General features: G+C 52.0%; 14 protein-coding genes and 1 tRNA gene. 7 read left to right on the forward strand and 8 right to left on the reverse strand.

The genetic code is table 11. From position 1 onward, the window contains the following. Positions 1 to 89: 89 nt before the first annotated feature. Positions 90 to 4,319, reverse strand: coding sequence for a 2-hydroxyacyl-CoA dehydratase (locus MNU25_RS04620; RefSeq protein ID WP_240986727.1), 4,230 nt, complete (start codon positions 4,317 to 4,319; stop codon positions 90 to 92). A gap of 808 nt (positions 4,320 to 5,127) precedes the next feature. Between MNU25_RS04620 and cbiM the strand changes: the two genes are divergently transcribed. Further along, on the forward strand, positions 5,128 to 6,177 hold the full coding sequence (cbiM, locus tag MNU25_RS04625; protein ID WP_240983993.1) for a cobalt transporter CbiM: 1,050 nt from the start codon (positions 5,128 to 5,130) through the stop codon (positions 6,175 to 6,177). Positions 6,178 to 6,375: 198 nt separating this feature from the next. Here cbiM and MNU25_RS04630 read toward each other — a convergent pair whose 3' ends face one another. Continuing rightward, positions 6,376 to 6,963 (reverse strand): Uma2 family endonuclease, encoded by a 588-nt coding sequence (locus MNU25_RS04630; RefSeq protein ID WP_240983994.1) that lies wholly within the window; start codon positions 6,961 to 6,963, stop codon positions 6,376 to 6,378. Between the two features lie 211 nt (positions 6,964 to 7,174). On the opposite strand from MNU25_RS04630, the gene MNU25_RS04635 reads away from it, so the two are divergent. Then, complete coding sequence (locus MNU25_RS04635) at positions 7,175 to 7,813, forward strand: hypothetical protein (protein WP_240983995.1); 639 nt, start codon at positions 7,175 to 7,177, stop codon at positions 7,811 to 7,813. Between the two features lie 203 nt (positions 7,814 to 8,016). Here MNU25_RS04635 and MNU25_RS20260 read toward each other — a convergent pair whose 3' ends face one another. Then, a complete protein-coding gene (locus MNU25_RS20260; protein WP_338077718.1) occupies positions 8,017 to 8,289 on the reverse strand; it encodes a DNA adenine methylase in 273 nt (90 codons plus the stop codon). An 82-nt stretch (positions 8,290 to 8,371) separates the two neighbouring features. Here MNU25_RS20260 and MNU25_RS04645 point away from each other — a divergent pair, with 82 nt between their 5' ends. Together MNU25_RS04645 and MNU25_RS04650 are read left to right on the forward strand one after the other, a co-directional pair. Then, entirely contained in the window at positions 8,372 to 8,698 is a 327-nt protein-coding gene (locus MNU25_RS04645) for a DUF5658 family protein (RefSeq protein WP_240983996.1), read from the forward strand. A 250-nt stretch (positions 8,699 to 8,948) separates the two neighbouring features. Next, positions 8,949 to 9,116, forward strand: a complete 168-nt coding sequence (locus MNU25_RS04650) for a hypothetical protein (RefSeq protein WP_240983997.1) — start codon at positions 8,949 to 8,951, stop codon at positions 9,114 to 9,116. Positions 9,117 to 9,588: 472 nt separating this feature from the next. On the opposite strand, the gene MNU25_RS04655 is transcribed toward MNU25_RS04650, so the two are convergent. Continuing rightward, positions 9,589 to 9,663 (reverse strand) — tRNA-Thr (locus tag MNU25_RS04655). 588 nt (positions 9,664 to 10,251) lie between these two features. Between MNU25_RS04655 and MNU25_RS04660 the strand changes: the two genes are divergently transcribed. Continuing rightward, the gene (locus MNU25_RS04660) at positions 10,252 to 11,442 is read left to right on the forward strand and encodes an amidohydrolase (protein ID WP_240983998.1); all 1,191 of its coding nucleotides are present in this window, start codon (positions 10,252 to 10,254) and stop codon (positions 11,440 to 11,442) included. A gap of 447 nt (positions 11,443 to 11,889) precedes the next feature. Here MNU25_RS04660 and MNU25_RS04665 read toward each other — a convergent pair whose 3' ends face one another. Genes MNU25_RS04665 through MNU25_RS04680 form a run of 4 tightly spaced genes read right to left on the reverse strand, consistent with a single transcriptional unit; the run spans position 11,890 to position 12,937 of the window. After that, positions 11,890 to 12,159: a spore coat protein gene (locus MNU25_RS04665; protein ID WP_240983999.1), complete on the reverse strand. Its 270-nt coding sequence runs from the start codon at positions 12,157 to 12,159 to the stop codon at positions 11,890 to 11,892. Positions 12,160 to 12,171: 12 nt separating this feature from the next. Next, positions 12,172 to 12,384 carry a hypothetical protein gene (locus MNU25_RS04670; protein ID WP_240984000.1) on the reverse strand — a complete coding sequence of 71 codons (213 nt, stop codon included), beginning with the start codon at positions 12,382 to 12,384 and terminating at the stop codon, positions 12,172 to 12,174. Positions 12,385 to 12,389: 5 nt separating this feature from the next. Beyond that, the gene (locus tag MNU25_RS04675) at positions 12,390 to 12,698 is read right to left on the reverse strand and encodes a spore coat protein (RefSeq protein WP_240984001.1); all 309 of its coding nucleotides are present in this window, start codon (positions 12,696 to 12,698) and stop codon (positions 12,390 to 12,392) included. A gap of 17 nt (positions 12,699 to 12,715) precedes the next feature. Then, positions 12,716 to 12,937: a hypothetical protein gene (locus MNU25_RS04680; protein ID WP_240984002.1), complete on the reverse strand. Its 222-nt coding sequence runs from the start codon at positions 12,935 to 12,937 to the stop codon at positions 12,716 to 12,718. A 234-nt stretch (positions 12,938 to 13,171) separates the two neighbouring features. On the opposite strand from MNU25_RS04680, the gene MNU25_RS04685 reads away from it, so the two are divergent. Together MNU25_RS04685 and MNU25_RS04690 are read left to right on the forward strand one after the other, a co-directional pair. After that, positions 13,172 to 13,867 (forward strand): DUF2225 domain-containing protein, encoded by a 696-nt coding sequence (locus tag MNU25_RS04685; RefSeq protein WP_240984003.1) that lies wholly within the window; start codon positions 13,172 to 13,174, stop codon positions 13,865 to 13,867. A gap of 286 nt (positions 13,868 to 14,153) precedes the next feature. Then, positions 14,154 to 14,531: a carboxymuconolactone decarboxylase family protein gene (locus MNU25_RS04690; protein ID WP_240984004.1), complete on the forward strand. Its 378-nt coding sequence runs from the start codon at positions 14,154 to 14,156 to the stop codon at positions 14,529 to 14,531. Positions 14,532 to 15,110: the final 579 nt, after the last annotated feature.

Here is a 15,110-nt window from a genome sequence, read left to right on the forward strand (position 1 = left end):
TTCCCCTCTCCATTCCCGACTTTGTTGCAAGCGCGAGTAGCCGGATAGGATTTATTTTAGGCAGCTGCCTATGACGAAAGGGCCATTTTTCAGCCTGATTCAACCGCTTCTTTAGCCACCGTCAGCATCAGCTTGATCCGGTTGAACTGGTTGACGGCACTGGCTCCCGAGTCGTAATCGATAAACGATATATTGGCCCCCGGATAGTGCTTTTTCAACTCCCGGAGCATTCCCCGGCCTATGACATGATTGGGCAAGCAGGCAAAGGGCTGTATGCAGAGGATATTGTTGGTTCCGCTGTGGAGAAGTTCCTCCATTTCCCCGGTCAGGAACCAGCCCTCTCCGGTTTGATTGGCCAGGGACAGGTGTTTCTGGGCAGCCTGGGCAAATTCCCCGATGGCAAGCGGGGGTTGAAAGCGCCGGCTGTGCCGCAAGGCTTTTTTCATGGCCCGCCGGTACCATTCAATAATTCCCACGGCCAGGCGGGACGAGAGGACGCCGGAAAGAGGGCCGGCCAGAAACTGGTATTGATATTGGCTGTCCATGGCATTGTAGAGAAGAAAATCTATGAGGTCCGGGACGATCACTTCCGCTCCCTCTTCTTCCAACATCTGGACGAGATTGTTGTTAGCGGCCGGGTAGTATTTCACCATAATCTCGCCCACAATTCCCACCCTCGGTTTCGCCTTGGTTTCATCCAGGGGCAGCCGGTCAAACTGCCGGACGATCCCTTCAACGTTCCGGTTAAAGGCTTTTCGGTCCCGTTTTTGCAGAGAGTTTTGGCACTCTTCCACCCAATAGTCATACAGGGTGTCGGCGGATCCGGGCACTTGTTCATAAGGCCGTACCCGGTGCAGAACGCGCATCAAGAGGTCGCCGTAGACTAAGGCCTGCATGATCTCGTCAAACAGAGAACGGGTTAATTGAAAGCCGGGATTCGGTTCCAGACCGGCCGTATTCAATGAAATCACCGGTATATGCCCCAGGCCGGCGTCGCGCAAGGCCTTGCGCAAATAGGCAATATAATTGGTGGCCCGGCAGCCGCCACCGGTCTGACTGACGATGACCGATGTCTGTTCCGGATCATAGCTGCCGCTGCGCAAGGCTTTCATGACCTGGCCGACGACCAAAATGGCCGGATAACAAGCGTCATTGTTGACAAAACGCAGCCCTTCATCCACTGCGGCTTGATCGGCATCAGGCAGCAGTTCGATCCGGTACCCGGCATTGGTGAAGGCGGTTTTTAGGAACTGGAAGTGGACTGGGGACATCTGGGGGGCGAGGATGGTGTGCTGTTCCTTCATGGCGGTCGTGAAGAGCACCCGGCCCGGACTCTGATATTTTCGCCGGGGAATAAACCCTTTTTTGTCCCGCTCATAGATCGAGGCGATGAGAGAACGAACCCGGATCCGGGCCCCGCCCAAGTTATTGATGTCGTCGATTTTTATGGTCGTATAAATCTTCCCGTAACGGCGCAGGATTTCCCGCACTTGCTCAGAAGTGATGGAATCAAGGCCGCAACCGAAAGAGTTTAACTGGATCAGTTCCAAATCCGGCTCTTGCGCCACTAAAGTGGCCGCCGCATAAAGACGGGAGTCATAAACCCACTGGTCGATCATCTGCAGGGGCCTTTCCACAACCGCCAAATCCCGCACGGAGTCCTCCGAGAGCACGGCAAACCCGTAGGATTGCAGCATATCCGGGATACCGTGATGAAGTTCCGGATCGATGTGATAAGGCCGGCCCGCCAGGACAATTCCCCTCCGGTGATGTTCGCGCATGAAGCGCAAGGCCTCTTTTCCTTGTTTTCGCACATCTTCCCGATAACGGGACAGTTCAGCATAGGCTTTTTGCACCGCCGGCCGGATCTCCGCCAAGGGCAGCCCCTCCGGAGCCAGGGCTGCGGCCAGCCGTTTCGCCATATGGTGGGGGCTGTCCAGAGGCAAAAAAGGATGATAGAATTTAACGCCCTGCTCCCCGAGGATTTCCATGTTGGCCCCGATGGTTTCCGGATAAGAGGTGACAATCGGGCAATTATAATGGTTGCCGGCCTGAGGGTCCTCCGCAATATTGAAAGGGATGGAAGGGTAGAAGATGGTTTTGAGACCCTTCTGAACCAGGTCCGCGATATGCCCGTGTACCAGTTTGGCCGGATAACAGACGGAATCGGACGAAATACTTTCCATTCCCAGCGCATACAGTGTCTGGCTGGAGCGGCCGGAGAGGATAACGCGATAGCCCAATTCCGTAAAGAGCGTAAACCAGAAAGGATAATCGTCATACATGTTCAAAGCCCTGGGCAAGCCGATGCTGCCGCGACGGGCGTCTTCTTCTTTCAGAGGCCGATAATTGAAAACGCGCCGATATTTATAGGCATAGAGATTGGGAAGGGGGTTGTTTTCTTTTTGCAGCCCTAATCCTCTTTCGCAGCGGTTACCGGAAATGAAGGAGCGGCCATCGTTAAAGTGATGCACTGTAAGCCGGCAATGGTTGCCGCAGAACTCGCAGCGGCGGAACTCGGTTTCGTTATGCAGGTGTTCCAAGGCATCCGCCGGGAGGAGGGTGCTGCTGTGGCCCTCTTGATCATGTTCCCTGGCGATGAGGGCCGCTCCGAACGCTCCCATGATCCCGGAAATGTCCGGGCGGACGACCTCCCGGCCTGTAATCATTTCCAAGGCCCGGAGTACCGCATCGTTATAGAAGGTCCCCCCCTGGGCAACGATCTTTTGCCCCAGGTCATCCGCGCTGCGGAAACGGATAATTTTAAAGAGGGCGTTTTTGATTACCGATAGGGCCAGACCGGCCGAGATATCCTCGACTTCGGCCCCTTCTTTTTGCACCTGCCTCACTTTCGAATTCATAAAGACAGTACAGCGGGTTCCCAGATCGACGGGTCGTTGGGCCCGAATTCCTTTGCCGGCGAAATCGTTCACCTCCAGCTGCAAGGAGGTGGCGAAGGTTTCGATGAAGGAACCGCAGCCTGAGGAACAGGCTTCATTAAGGAGAATGGAATCGATCACTCCCTCTTTGATGACCAGGCACTTCATGTCCTGACCGCCTATGTCCAGGACAAAGTCCACTCCGGGCAGGAAGAAATTGGCCGCTTTGTAATGGGCAACGGTTTCGATTTCCCCCAGGTCGACTTTTAAGGCGGCTTGAATGTACGGTTCTCCGTATCCTGTTACCACTGAATTCGCTATCCAGGCCTTTGGGGGTAGTTTGGCGTATAACTCTTGCAGGGCCTCAACCGTGGTTTCCAAGGGCTTGCCTTTATTGTTCCCGTAATAGGAATAGAGAAGCCGTCCCTCATCATCGATCAAAGCCACTTTTGTCGTGGTTGAGCCGGCGTCAATGCCCAGAAAAGTTTTTCCCTGATGAAGAGTAAGGTCGCGTTTGGGCACCGTGTGCCTGGCATGCCGTGCCCGGAAGCGGGCATAGTCCTCTGCGCCCGTGAACAAAGGCGTGAGGGGGGCGTCACCCTGGCGTTCCATATGAGGAAGAAGAACGGCCCTTTCATAAAGTGCCGGCCCTGAGAGAGGGCTTTCTTTGACGGAGGATAAAGCGGCTCCCAAAGCGACAAAGAACTGGGAGTCCTCCGGATGGAGGTATTGCTCAGGCTCAAGAACGAGTGTTTGGCGAAATCTTTGGCGCAGTTCAGGCAGAAAATGCAGCGGCCCTCCCAAGAAAGCGACTTTACCCTTGATCGGCCGCCCTTGGGCTAACCCTCCTATGGTTTGGTTGACAACTGCCTGAAAAACAGAGGCGGCAATATCTTCGGGAGCCGCGCCTTCGTTTAACAGAGGCTGGATATCGGTCTTGGCAAAGACGCCGCAGCGGGAGGCAATGGGATAGAGAGTTTTATAGTGCCGGGCCAGTTCATTCAGCCCGGCGGCATCCGTTTGCAATAAGGCGGCCATCTGGTCGATAAAGGCACCGGTTCCGCCGGCACACGTGCCGTTCATCCTCTGCTCCAGGGACTGATCAAAATAAGTGATTTTGGCGTCTTCCCCGCCTAATTCAATGGCTACATCGGTTTCCGGTATGTATTGCTTGACAGCCTCGGTACAGGCAATCACCTCCTGGACGAAGGGAACGTTTAAAGTCTGAGCAAAGGGTAATCCTCCGGAACCTGTAACCGTCATGGTGAGGAGCCGGTCGGCCAGTAACGGCCGGCATTCTTCGAGCAAGGCGATGACCGCCTCTTTCAAACCGGACAAATGCCTGAGATACTTTTTGTGGGTGATGCGACCGTCCGCCAAAACGACCAGTTTGGCCGTTGTCGAACCCACATCAAGCCCAACGTTAAGAAGCTCCATGATCTCGCTCCCATCTTCCGAGTGACATAAATATTGCGGCCGAAGTGCCCGAACATGCCCAGGCAGGCCTGTTTCCAAACCGGCGCACGGGATTGGCGGTTTTGCCGGAAAACCCCGTCTCAGCCCATAGTTTCCGGTGTGCCGTAACCGCGCCCCTGTGGCCCAACCGAGTCTCTTCTTCGATCTATTTTACCAGCTCAAGAAAATCTTGCAAGAATCGGGGGAATTGTGGGTGGAAATTTCCTGCCGGCGACAACGTATATCCGGTTTATCCAAAACGCAAGACTCCTACTTCTCCAAGTGGGAGTGGGCCCCACGTACCCCGCTTCGGTGGGGGTAGACTCCCCCGCCGAAGTCTCGATATTCAGCTTTAACCAAACGAGTTCACTATTGGTTTTGCCGAGTAACGCCGGAACTACAGCCATGGATGCGTCAAAAATATTCTTAATATCAAGATATCAAGAAGGTATTTTTATTTCCGTGTCGAATAGCTAATTAAAGAAACGTAAGGATACCTGAAGAAAACTTGGCTCGTGCCACGATACAGTCCGGTGGACTGTATCACCGAGGCCGAAACTCTGAAACATAGCTTGCCGGCCGACAATGCCTTGGGCGAAGGCTAAAAATCTGGCTCAAAGTCAGCTGGTTTCCAGAATTAAAAGATCGGAAAAAGGCCATGGAGGTCTGACCTAATCACGGGTCACTCTATGGTCTTTTCCTTTTTTAGGGAGGGAAAGATATGGGTAATTTCTATTGAAGACACGATTCGGCAGCAAGAAAATTGGTTAACCAATAAAGGAGGGACTAATCAATGCATATTCCGGACGGATACTTGAGTCCGCAAACAGACGCGCTGATGGGGATTGTGAGCGCCTCTGTCCTGGGTATCGCGGCTAAGAAGACCTCTAAAACACTGAGTGCCAGGAACATTCCCCTGCTGTCTGTGGGCGCGGCCTTTTGCTTCACGCTGATGATGTTCAATGTTCCTATACCCGATGGGACGACAGCACACGCGGTGGGGGGCTCATTGCTGGCCGTTCTGTTCGGCCCTTGGACAGCGGCCATCGGCGTATCTATCGCCTTGGTGATACAGGCGATCTTTTTTGGGGACGGGGGCATTTTGGCTTTGGGGGCAAACATATTTAACATGGCCATTGTGCTGCCGTTCCTGAGTTACGCCATTTACAGTTTAATCGCCGGTAAGAGCGTGATTTCCTCAAAACGCCGTTTAGTGGGTGCCGCCATCGGCGGCTATATTGGCCTGTGCGTCGCGGCTGTTAGTGCCGGAACAGAATTTGGCTTGCAACCGCTTCTTTTCCATACCGCCAACGGGACTCCTCTTTATAGCCCTTATGGCTTGAATGTGGCCGTACCGGCCATGCTTTTTGCGCATGCGACGATAGCCGGGCCGGTGGAGGCTGTGGTTACCACTTTGGTCCTTGCCTATTTGCAGCGTTCTAATCCGGCCTTGTTGGAGCTGAGAAATAATCGGGAAAGCACAAGCCCGGCATTACGGGTGCGGAAGTATGTTATTGGCTTGCTGGTCATCGCCGTCTTCACTCCTCTGGGGCTTTTGGCTTCGGGAACTGCCTGGGGAGAAGGGAGTTTGGAAGACATCAAGTCCACATTAGGATTTGTTCCCGCCGGGATGCAAAAATTCGGTGATTTCTGGAGACACGCCTTACTCAAAGACTACGGTATTGCCGGATATGACCATACGTTCTGGCAGCAAGCTTTGGGTTACCTTTTGTCCGCCTTTGTGGGTTTGCTCCTGATTGGGCTGATCGCCTTGGCCATTCAGCGTTTAGTCCGTAGCCGTAAGTCCGGGCAGAGGCAAGTAAGTGCAAATAAGTGCAAATAGTGGTCATGGCGGCTGGGGTAATTGCCAATTGCCAATTTGGCTGACGGGGTTACTCCCGCGCCGAGATATGGCGAAGTAGAAGCAATTGATGTCAGAGGAAAGTATGTTGTACCGGGCTTGACGCTATTTTGAGCGATGGGGCTGCTGTTTCCTCCCCCTGGTTCGAATTTTTGTGCAACTTTCGAAGACAGAAGAAACTTAAATCTCCAGAGGAAACACTTCATGTAAGTCCATGGTCAGATCGGGAAAGATACCGACCGTCAGTGAATCTGTTTCGGCGTAGATTTCCGGCCTGCCGTATCTACCCTCAGGGCTAAGGCGAAAGACGCTGATGGTTTTCGGGTCTGGATAGACAATCCAATATTCGCGTACGCCGACTCTTTCATAAAGGTTAAACTTGGCCTTAACGTCTTTCTGAAATGTTGACGGGGACACGATTTCAACGACGAGGTCAGGGCTTCCCTTGCAGCCGAGGTTATCCAGTTTAGCCTTATCACAGATCACTGCGATATCGGGTTGGACTACGGTAGAAGTCTGGTTATCGCTTTCTTGCGGTTGAGGCAGGCGCACGTCAAAAGGTGCATGGTAAACTTCGCACGGTTTACCCGCAAGATAATTGTTGAAAAGTGTAAGCAGCTGGCGGGAGATGAGTTGATGCAAACGTGTCGGGGCTGGGGTCATGTTGTAGGCCAATCCGTCGATGAGTTCCCAGCGTTCTTCTTCAGGCCATCTCAGATATTCCTGATACGTAACTTTTTGCTCCCCACGTTCTGCGGTTTTACTCATAAAAAGCCTCCCTCTGCCAATAAATCCCTGTTTACATGGTAACATATTGCCTGAATCAGTACAAGCTTAACCCTTTCGTCGTCGTACGAAAGGATTAGCTTTTTCGCAACGGCCCTGCGGACTGTCGAAAGCGAGGATTTGATAATTTCCGAAATAGACCATATAATTAAAAGAATTATGACCTGATTAAGCTAAAAATGAGGATACGAAAATGACGGTTAACGAACCAGAGAAAATTGAATGGCGAGGCACGATAGTGTCTATCCAGCCGCGTACGACCGTGTGGCGGTATAGATTGGATAATCGCACCCACTATCATTGCGGCTACAATCTTTTCCTTGACGGCGAAGCGCAGGGGATTAAGGCCCGGTTTTCTGTGGCCATCTCGGAAAAGCAACAGAAAAAACTTGTCTTTCGCATTGGCGATGAGGCCCAAGGTACAGCGTGGACGAAAATGTATGATGTGAGCGACTATGCCGATTACTACCGCGCCGGGGGCCTGAAAATCACAAAGAAGGCAGAACAAGCCGAAACCACACCGCCGCCGTATGTGATAGAGCCACCCGACCTGGCAACCTATGAATGGCGTGGCGCAAGAATGCTGAGTGCCGGCAGTTACAAAGGCAAATGCTTTCAATGTGCTTGGGCAACGATGTCGGCGGTCGAGATTGAATATGACTGGGGTGTGAGCAAGAAGTACCGATTCGAGAGCTTTTGCTACGGGCCCAAGTCGTGCAAACTATATAAAATGGGCAAACCTCGTGCCGTGCCATACAAGGGCGCCGGATCAAGCTATGACGAGGGCTGGATGGATGACCTCTGCACAGAGAACCGGGGACGGGATGATTAACAGGAGCGTAGAATTCGTTGGCCTTTGAATTCTTTACGTCACTGATAACTTCTTACCAGCACTTCGTCGATTTCTCCTCTTTTGTCAGGTTTCGAGTTGACGGCTCGTTTGGCCTGAATAATTTCAAGATGATAATCTTTGTACAGATCCTTAATAAAGTCAGTCGCCGAATTGGAGAGGAGAAATTTGACACCTTTTTTATGTTAATTGTCACACGTTTCTTTAAGACGGAGCTGCTCGTTTCGATCGAAGCCGCCTTTATCATATCCGGTGAAACTTGCCGTCTGAGAAACGGGATCATAGGGAGGGTCGAAATAGACAAAGGAATCTTGGCGTGTACCTTTCAGGGCTTCTGCAAAGTCAGTACAAAGTATAGTTACACGAGCTTTGTTAAGGTAGTTGCTCACAGCCCGCAGAGTGTATTCATTGACAATGTTAGGATTTTGTAAATGTTCAGTGAACCATTCAATAAACATTTAAAAGTTAACAAAACGGGCCGGACTTAGTCCGACCCGGCGAGAATGTGACGAAAGTTCTTATGGATGGGATAGTAGTAATATGGACTTCTCTCCACCCCACAACAGAAAATCCCTGCTACTCCCAGCAGCCCTGGCCGTTCCCACCCTTCTTGACGGTGTGCTAACACTCTGGGGGCTTCGTCTTGGCGCAATCGAGGAGGACAATCCCTTGATGCGATGGTTGATCGACCAAAACGCCGTCGCGTTCACGGCGGTCAAGCTGGCACTGCCGGTCCTCCTGGGGGTCCTGCTGTGTCGGATAGGAAACAGGCCGCACGCATTAGTTTCTCGGCTGCTGGTTGTTGCGGTGCCGGCATATGACGTGGTCCTCGTGACTCATGCCCAGTGGATTCTGCGCGGGCGATAATAGAACATCGGGGAAGGAATCCAAGAAGCTTATGGACAGCGTCGGTCAATTATTGGCACGACTACGTGGGGAGAAGGGCCTTTCCTAGGCAGAACTGGCTAAACTGGTCGGGACAACCGCGAATCACATCTGTGATCTGGAGCGCGGGAAGCCGGGCAGTATTGCATTTCTCGCGAAGCTGGCAGTGGTGCCCGACGTGCCTCTGGAAGAAGTGTACAAGAAAGAGAAGGGGAGGGGAGGCAACCGCAAAATGAAAAAACAAACGCTCATCGAGATTAACGGCTGCGTGGAAACCGACCTGAGCCATGATCAATGGCTCGACGACTTCATCGACTGGCTGGAATCACGTGGCGAATATTTTGGCGGTGGCACGAAGGACGTGACGAGCGAAGCGGTAACATACGAAGAGGATGAGTAACCGTATATACCTGTTCTCCGCAAAAAGAGGAGACCTCGAAAGCACAACGGGAAGCCAAGATCGGCATTTGGGTGAACAACTTCTGGGCTTGCGGCGGGTTACGATTCTGTCACCCCGGCCAGCTAGCATAGCACTAGCACCGTTGGGCACAGGGCGCAGAAAGGCATCTTGTCTGGACCGAGTTAAGCGGGAACTCCTGGTGGGTACGTAAAATAGGTACCTGCCACATTTTTGTGTCTTGACGGAAAAAGTAGACGGAAATTGGGAGAATCCCATTTAGGGTAGAAAGATTTTCGCAAAACGTAGGCGGGACTCAGAAATTCGTCTGCGTGTACCACCACCCCGAGGGACATTTGGAGCAGCGTTGCAACTAAAAAGTCGGGTTGCAACGCTGTTGCAACGTTCACCCCAAAAGCGCCTTCTGCTACATAAACCAAAAGCACCGCAAACCCTTGCGGTGCTTGATTTCTTATGGAGCCGATGGTCAGAATCGAACTGACGACCTGCTCATTACGAGTGAGCTGCTCTACCGCTGAGCCACATCGGCGTTTACCGGACGAATGTTATTTTACTTCATTTTCCGGTCCTCGTCAACCATCGGATTTGTGAACTATAACTATAATGCCCGGAACCGTGAGCGCCCGTTCCTAACTGTCTTTATCTTTTTTCTTGGGGGGTTTAGACGGATTCTTCGAGGACCTGTCGCTTATATCCGGATCAGGGAAATCCCGCATCGCCACATTCAGTTCACTTTCGACCAACGCCCTACGAAACCACTCCTCTACTTTGAGATTTAGGGAAGAACAGGCTTTCTGAAACCTGCGCTTTTCCTCGGGAGTAACTGGAAAGCATAAGAATTCCTCCATAACGATCACCTCCATACTAATTAATTAGGCAAAAAACCGTAAAATCCTTCTTGGAAATTTTTAAGAGCGAGATTGTTCAGGGATTTGGCTGGACGGGGCATAATATCCGCCCGTTTGTGGTACCACTAACATGATTACGGAAGCCGGGGACGTCCGACGGCAGGAACGAAATCCCGAGGGAGCCGGGAGGGGATAAGGATTGAGCAGGGTCTGGGGGGTGGATACCTCTATACGCTATGCGGGGTAGACTCAGATAGGGGGTGGACTCAATGTCTTCGCTGGTCCTGAGGGACGCTTTGGTGGTAGATGTCACTTCCGGACGAATTGAAGAGAAGGATATATGGGTCAGGGAAGGCAAGCTTGTGTCGGCCCCCGCTCCGGGGGAGACGGCGCCAGGGGGTACCTATATAGACCTGGGAGGGGCTTATGTCCTGCCGGGGCTCATTGATTGCCACACCCATTTGGGAATTATCGAGGAAGCCACCGGAAAAATAGGGGTTGACAATAACGAGATATCGAACCCGGTTACTCCCGGGCTAAGAGGCATCGACGCGGTGAATCCGGTCGACATCGCGTTTCAGGACGCGGTCAAATCCGGGATAACGACAGTGATGAGCGGGCCGGGGAGTGACAATGTCGTGGGCGGTCAGAGTTTGGCCCTCAAGACTTATGGGACGATCATTGACAAAATGCTTTTACGCCATCCGGTTGGGCTAAAGATCGCTTTGGGGGAAAATCCCATTACTACTTACGGACAGGACAAAAGATGCCCTGTAACCCGGATGGCTACGGCGGCCTTGGTACGTGAACTCTTTCTCCGCACTCAGGATTACATGGAGCTAAAAGCGAGAGGGAGGATCAGAAGACGCGAGATGCAGCTCGAGGCTGTCATTCCGGTATTGACCGGAGAAATTTCTTTAAGGGCGCATGCTCACCGGGCAGACGATATAGTAACGGCGATCCGCATCGCCGAAGAGTTCGGTATTAAAAAGCTGGTCATTGAACACGGCACAGAGGCGGACATCGTCAAAGAGTACTTGAAAGAAAGGAATATCCCGGTGGCTTTCGGACCGATGCTGACACCCCGTATCAAAATGGAACTGCGCAAGCGCAACTACGGTTCCGTAGTGAGATTGGCGGAAGCAGGCATCAAGGTCGCACTTATTACGGACCATCCTTATAACTCGATCGACCAGCTAAGGACTATCGCGGCTTTGGCCGTTGCGGAGGGACTATCTCCCCTCGAGGCGATGAGGAGTGTGACCATACACCCGGCGGAAATCCTGGAGTGTGATCACAGGGTGGGAAAAATTGAACCCGGTCTGGACGCGGACCTGGTTGTCTTTGACGGGCCTCCCCTGGATATTAACTCAAAGGTGCTCCTGACAATGATCGACGGGACCATTGTCTATCGCAAGCCGGTGAACAGCACAGGTGCGCGGCACGAAACAGCCCGCTGAACCGGTTGTGCGGATGACAGTAGGGTAAAGGGCTGTCGGTGTCCGGTCGTTCGACTCGACCCCCGTAGAAAGCCTAATCTAATCGTAAGATTCCCACTTGTGCAAGTGGGAGTGGTTCCCCATACTCTGCTTCGGTGGGGGCGGACTCAGCCTTTGGCCGTCATTGGATACTGTAATTATCTTTGCTCCAATACGAATAAAAAGGCCGGGGGCGGAGGCCCCTGACCGGATTGCGGCACTCGACAGAGGATCGAGAGCAGTGGGTGGCTTCGCGGCCCACACATAGAGGCTGAAGAATCGAGAAGTCAGAAATGCCGCAACTCACTAAGAGAATATGAGGTTAGGATTTGTCTCGTGACAGGGTTCGGGTGCGCCAATAGTTGGAAGTACTGCAATCCCAAGGTTGAAGGTTCGCATTCTTATTTAGCGTGAAGCATGCAAATGGCTTTACGACGTCAGGCTTTGGGATTCCGTCAGGTCCTGTTTCAGCAGATCCAAAGGAGCAAGGTTTGGTTGGGCATACCAGCCTTTGTTTACGGCGATGTCGGCTAATCTGAAGTGGCGGTCGACAGAGGCATTCAGCACATTGATCAGGGTTTCGCGCAGGAGCGGATTGGTGGATTCGGCCAGCGCCATGGTCAACGAATGCAAGGCGAGCTTTGAGTCCTTCAACATATCCAGCGCATAATCCTTGTCCATCATGGGCGTATTCGGCATTGTGTTTACCCCCTACTGGATGATCTGATTGGAATTTACGAACTGTTGGATGTCCCGTATTTGCTGCTTTTTGGCATTGACCGTGTCCTGGACAAAAGCGGAGAGTTCCTGATCCTGAATGGCGCTCAAACCGGACTCCATTTTTTTGGTGCAAATCATCTCTGAACCCAAGATTTCGTGAAGCTCCAATATTTCATGGGGCGCCAGTGTTGACTGCTGTCTCACTTCTTTTAGCCTCCCTGATGTTGATGAGTCAGATGGGTCGAATTCGTGTAATCCCTTTTTAACTGTTCTGCGGGACTTAGGTTGGGCTCATACCAATCATTATTGATGCAGAGGTCGCTGAGGCGAAAGTGCATTTTAAGGGCTGCGGTTAAGTCGTTTTTTAAAATCTGCCTCAATTCCGGAGTGCCGGCTTCCGCAATGGCGCCGGCCAAAGCCCCTAACGCGCACTTGGAGTCTTTGAGCATATCAAGCGCGACATCCGAATCCGTGAATTTTGTGCCTTCGTCGCCGAAGAGTTCATTAAACCAACCCATAATTTTGCCCCCTTATCTTACTGCATTGTGTCCGGGGAGCGTTTGTCCAAGAAGTCCTGGATTTCCCGGATCTCCACGGTTTTCCGGTCGATGGCATCATCGATAAAACCGGTTAAGGCTGAATTGCGAACGCTTGTCTTGCTGACATTGAGCTTTTTCAACATGGTAATCCTATTTCCCAAGAGCTCGTGCAGTTCAAGTGTCTCATGAGGTGTGAGGCGAAATTCTGTTTCCGGCACAGGCAAGGACCTCCTTCGGTATTGCTGAAATTAGTATGCAGAATGGCGTAAGAATTATTCACGGCACCAGCGAATGACTGGCTTTTTACCCGCCGCGCACCGGCCGAGGGCAGGATCTGGCCCCTTCGTGTCGAATCTCTAGGAAAATACGGACCGGAGACAGATAGAGGCGCAAATTCTCGGCACTGTGGCCGGTATACTTTGGGTACGATTAAAGAGGGGGATGAATTGTCAGTGCCTACTAAGGAACCAAGGCCGGCCATGTACGCGCAAAGCGTAACTTGTCCGCTCTGCGACCATCGATTTAAAACAATGAAGGTGCGTTCCCGCCGCGCGACCCCACAGACTATCGACAGTGATTTTTGCCCACATTACGAAGCGGGGGGTTTGAACCCAAATCATTATCATATCAGCGTTTGCCCCGAGTGCGGGTTTGCTTTCAGCCAAGATTTCACGGACGATTTCCCGCCGCAAGCCAAGGAAGAAATCAGAAAACAGATCAGCGCTAAATGGGAGCGCCGCGATTTTGGTCGGATAAGGGACCTCAAACAAGTGATTGAGTCCTACAAGCTGGCGATCTATTCCGCGGCCCTTAAAGGTGAAAAGCATGCGATTCAAGGGGAGATCTGTCTGCGCCTGGCTTGGCTCTACCGGGAGGAGAGGAGTGAGGAGGAGGTAAGGTTCTTGCGTTTAGCTTTGGCGCAACTGGAGGATTCTTACAGGCACTCTGATTTTGGCGGAACGCCTCTGTCGGAAATGAAGGTTTTGTATTTGGCGGGGGAACTGCACCGCCGTTTGGGGCAATATCCGCAAGCCATAGCCTATTTTGCCAAAATCGCCGAGCATCCCAATCGTTCCCATGAGAGGGGAATCCTGAATTTGGCTCGTCAGCAGTGGAGAGCTACCGCCGAGGCTAACAGGGCCCAATAGGAATACCCCACGCGGTGTCTTTTGCCGATCCCGGGATGGAGAAATATACCGACAGGTCCCAGCAGGAACACTCCACACCCGCTGCCGGCAACATCGCCAGGGCGGCCGTTGTGACAAGAGGATCCGATGGAGACACTTTTACCCGGCGTGATAGCCATTGCTCAAAAGCACGCTAAAAATTTGTTTAAGGCCCTTTGCATCCCGCTGGATATAAACCTGAAAACATTGTATACTAACCCGGTAGGGGGGGTTACTATTCTGAGTTGAGAAAAAGGAGGAAAAAGTTATGCCAACTGTGAGAGCTATTCCCGACGCGGAAGCCACTCCGGAGGTCCGGCAGATGTTTGCCCAACTCAAGGAGCAGTTAGGGGATGTTCCGCTTCCCATGCGCGCCATGGCCAATCATCCCGCTTACTTGAAGATGGTTCTGGGGAAAATGCAAACCGTCATGGGGTCCGAGGTATTGGATCAAAAGACGAAATTAGCGGTTGCCTTCGCCGTATCCGTCCTCAACAATTGTGAGATGTGCATTACCCAATACGGCAATCAACTGCATGAAGCGGGCTTCACGGATGAACAAATCGTGGAGATTGCAGCCGTAATTGACCTTGTGGGTTCCATGAATCATTTCAATAACGGCATGCTGATTAAACCCGGGAAATAGGCTCCATCCGGAAGCAATCCTTCCAGTCCGGCCGGCGAAGAAAAGAACCGCGCACCTTTGCCGGTTCTTTTTTTGTCCTGCCGCAAAGATAAAGCTTACGCGGGATGGGAAAACTTGCGTCAGCCCTGATTTATCCGATGACTCAAACCCTGATTTAACCTAAGCCCTGATTCAACCGGAAGCTCGCTTGACGATCAAGGCACCGGCTCAGTTTTCTTGACCGCAGTTTGCGTGCTCAAAAAAAGAACTCCCGCGTCCGGGAGTTTAAAGAGTGTTGCGCAATTGCCTTAATTCCAAAGGTGCTTTTGAAATCAATTTACCATGAACAAGCCTCAGGGTCAATAGAAGAAAATCCTGGAAAGAGAACCAATCGGGCGCCAGACTTCGCTGAAGGCGGATTTTCGGCCTAATTTGGTATATGTCAGAAATTTTGTCGGGGTGGGGCTCTTCCCGCAGATGATTAAGGTAAAAAAGTAATCCCCGCGTCCGGGGATCAAAAAAGATTGCGCTAATGTCGGAAAAACAAATTCTTTGTATAAAAGAAATTTACCATGGAAGGCCATGGTTGGTCAATACATC

Source organism: Acididesulfobacillus acetoxydans (genome assembly GCF_902729405.1).
Classification (GTDB): domain Bacteria; phylum Bacillota; class Desulfitobacteriia; order Desulfitobacteriales; family Desulfitobacteriaceae; genus Acididesulfobacillus; species Acididesulfobacillus acetoxydans.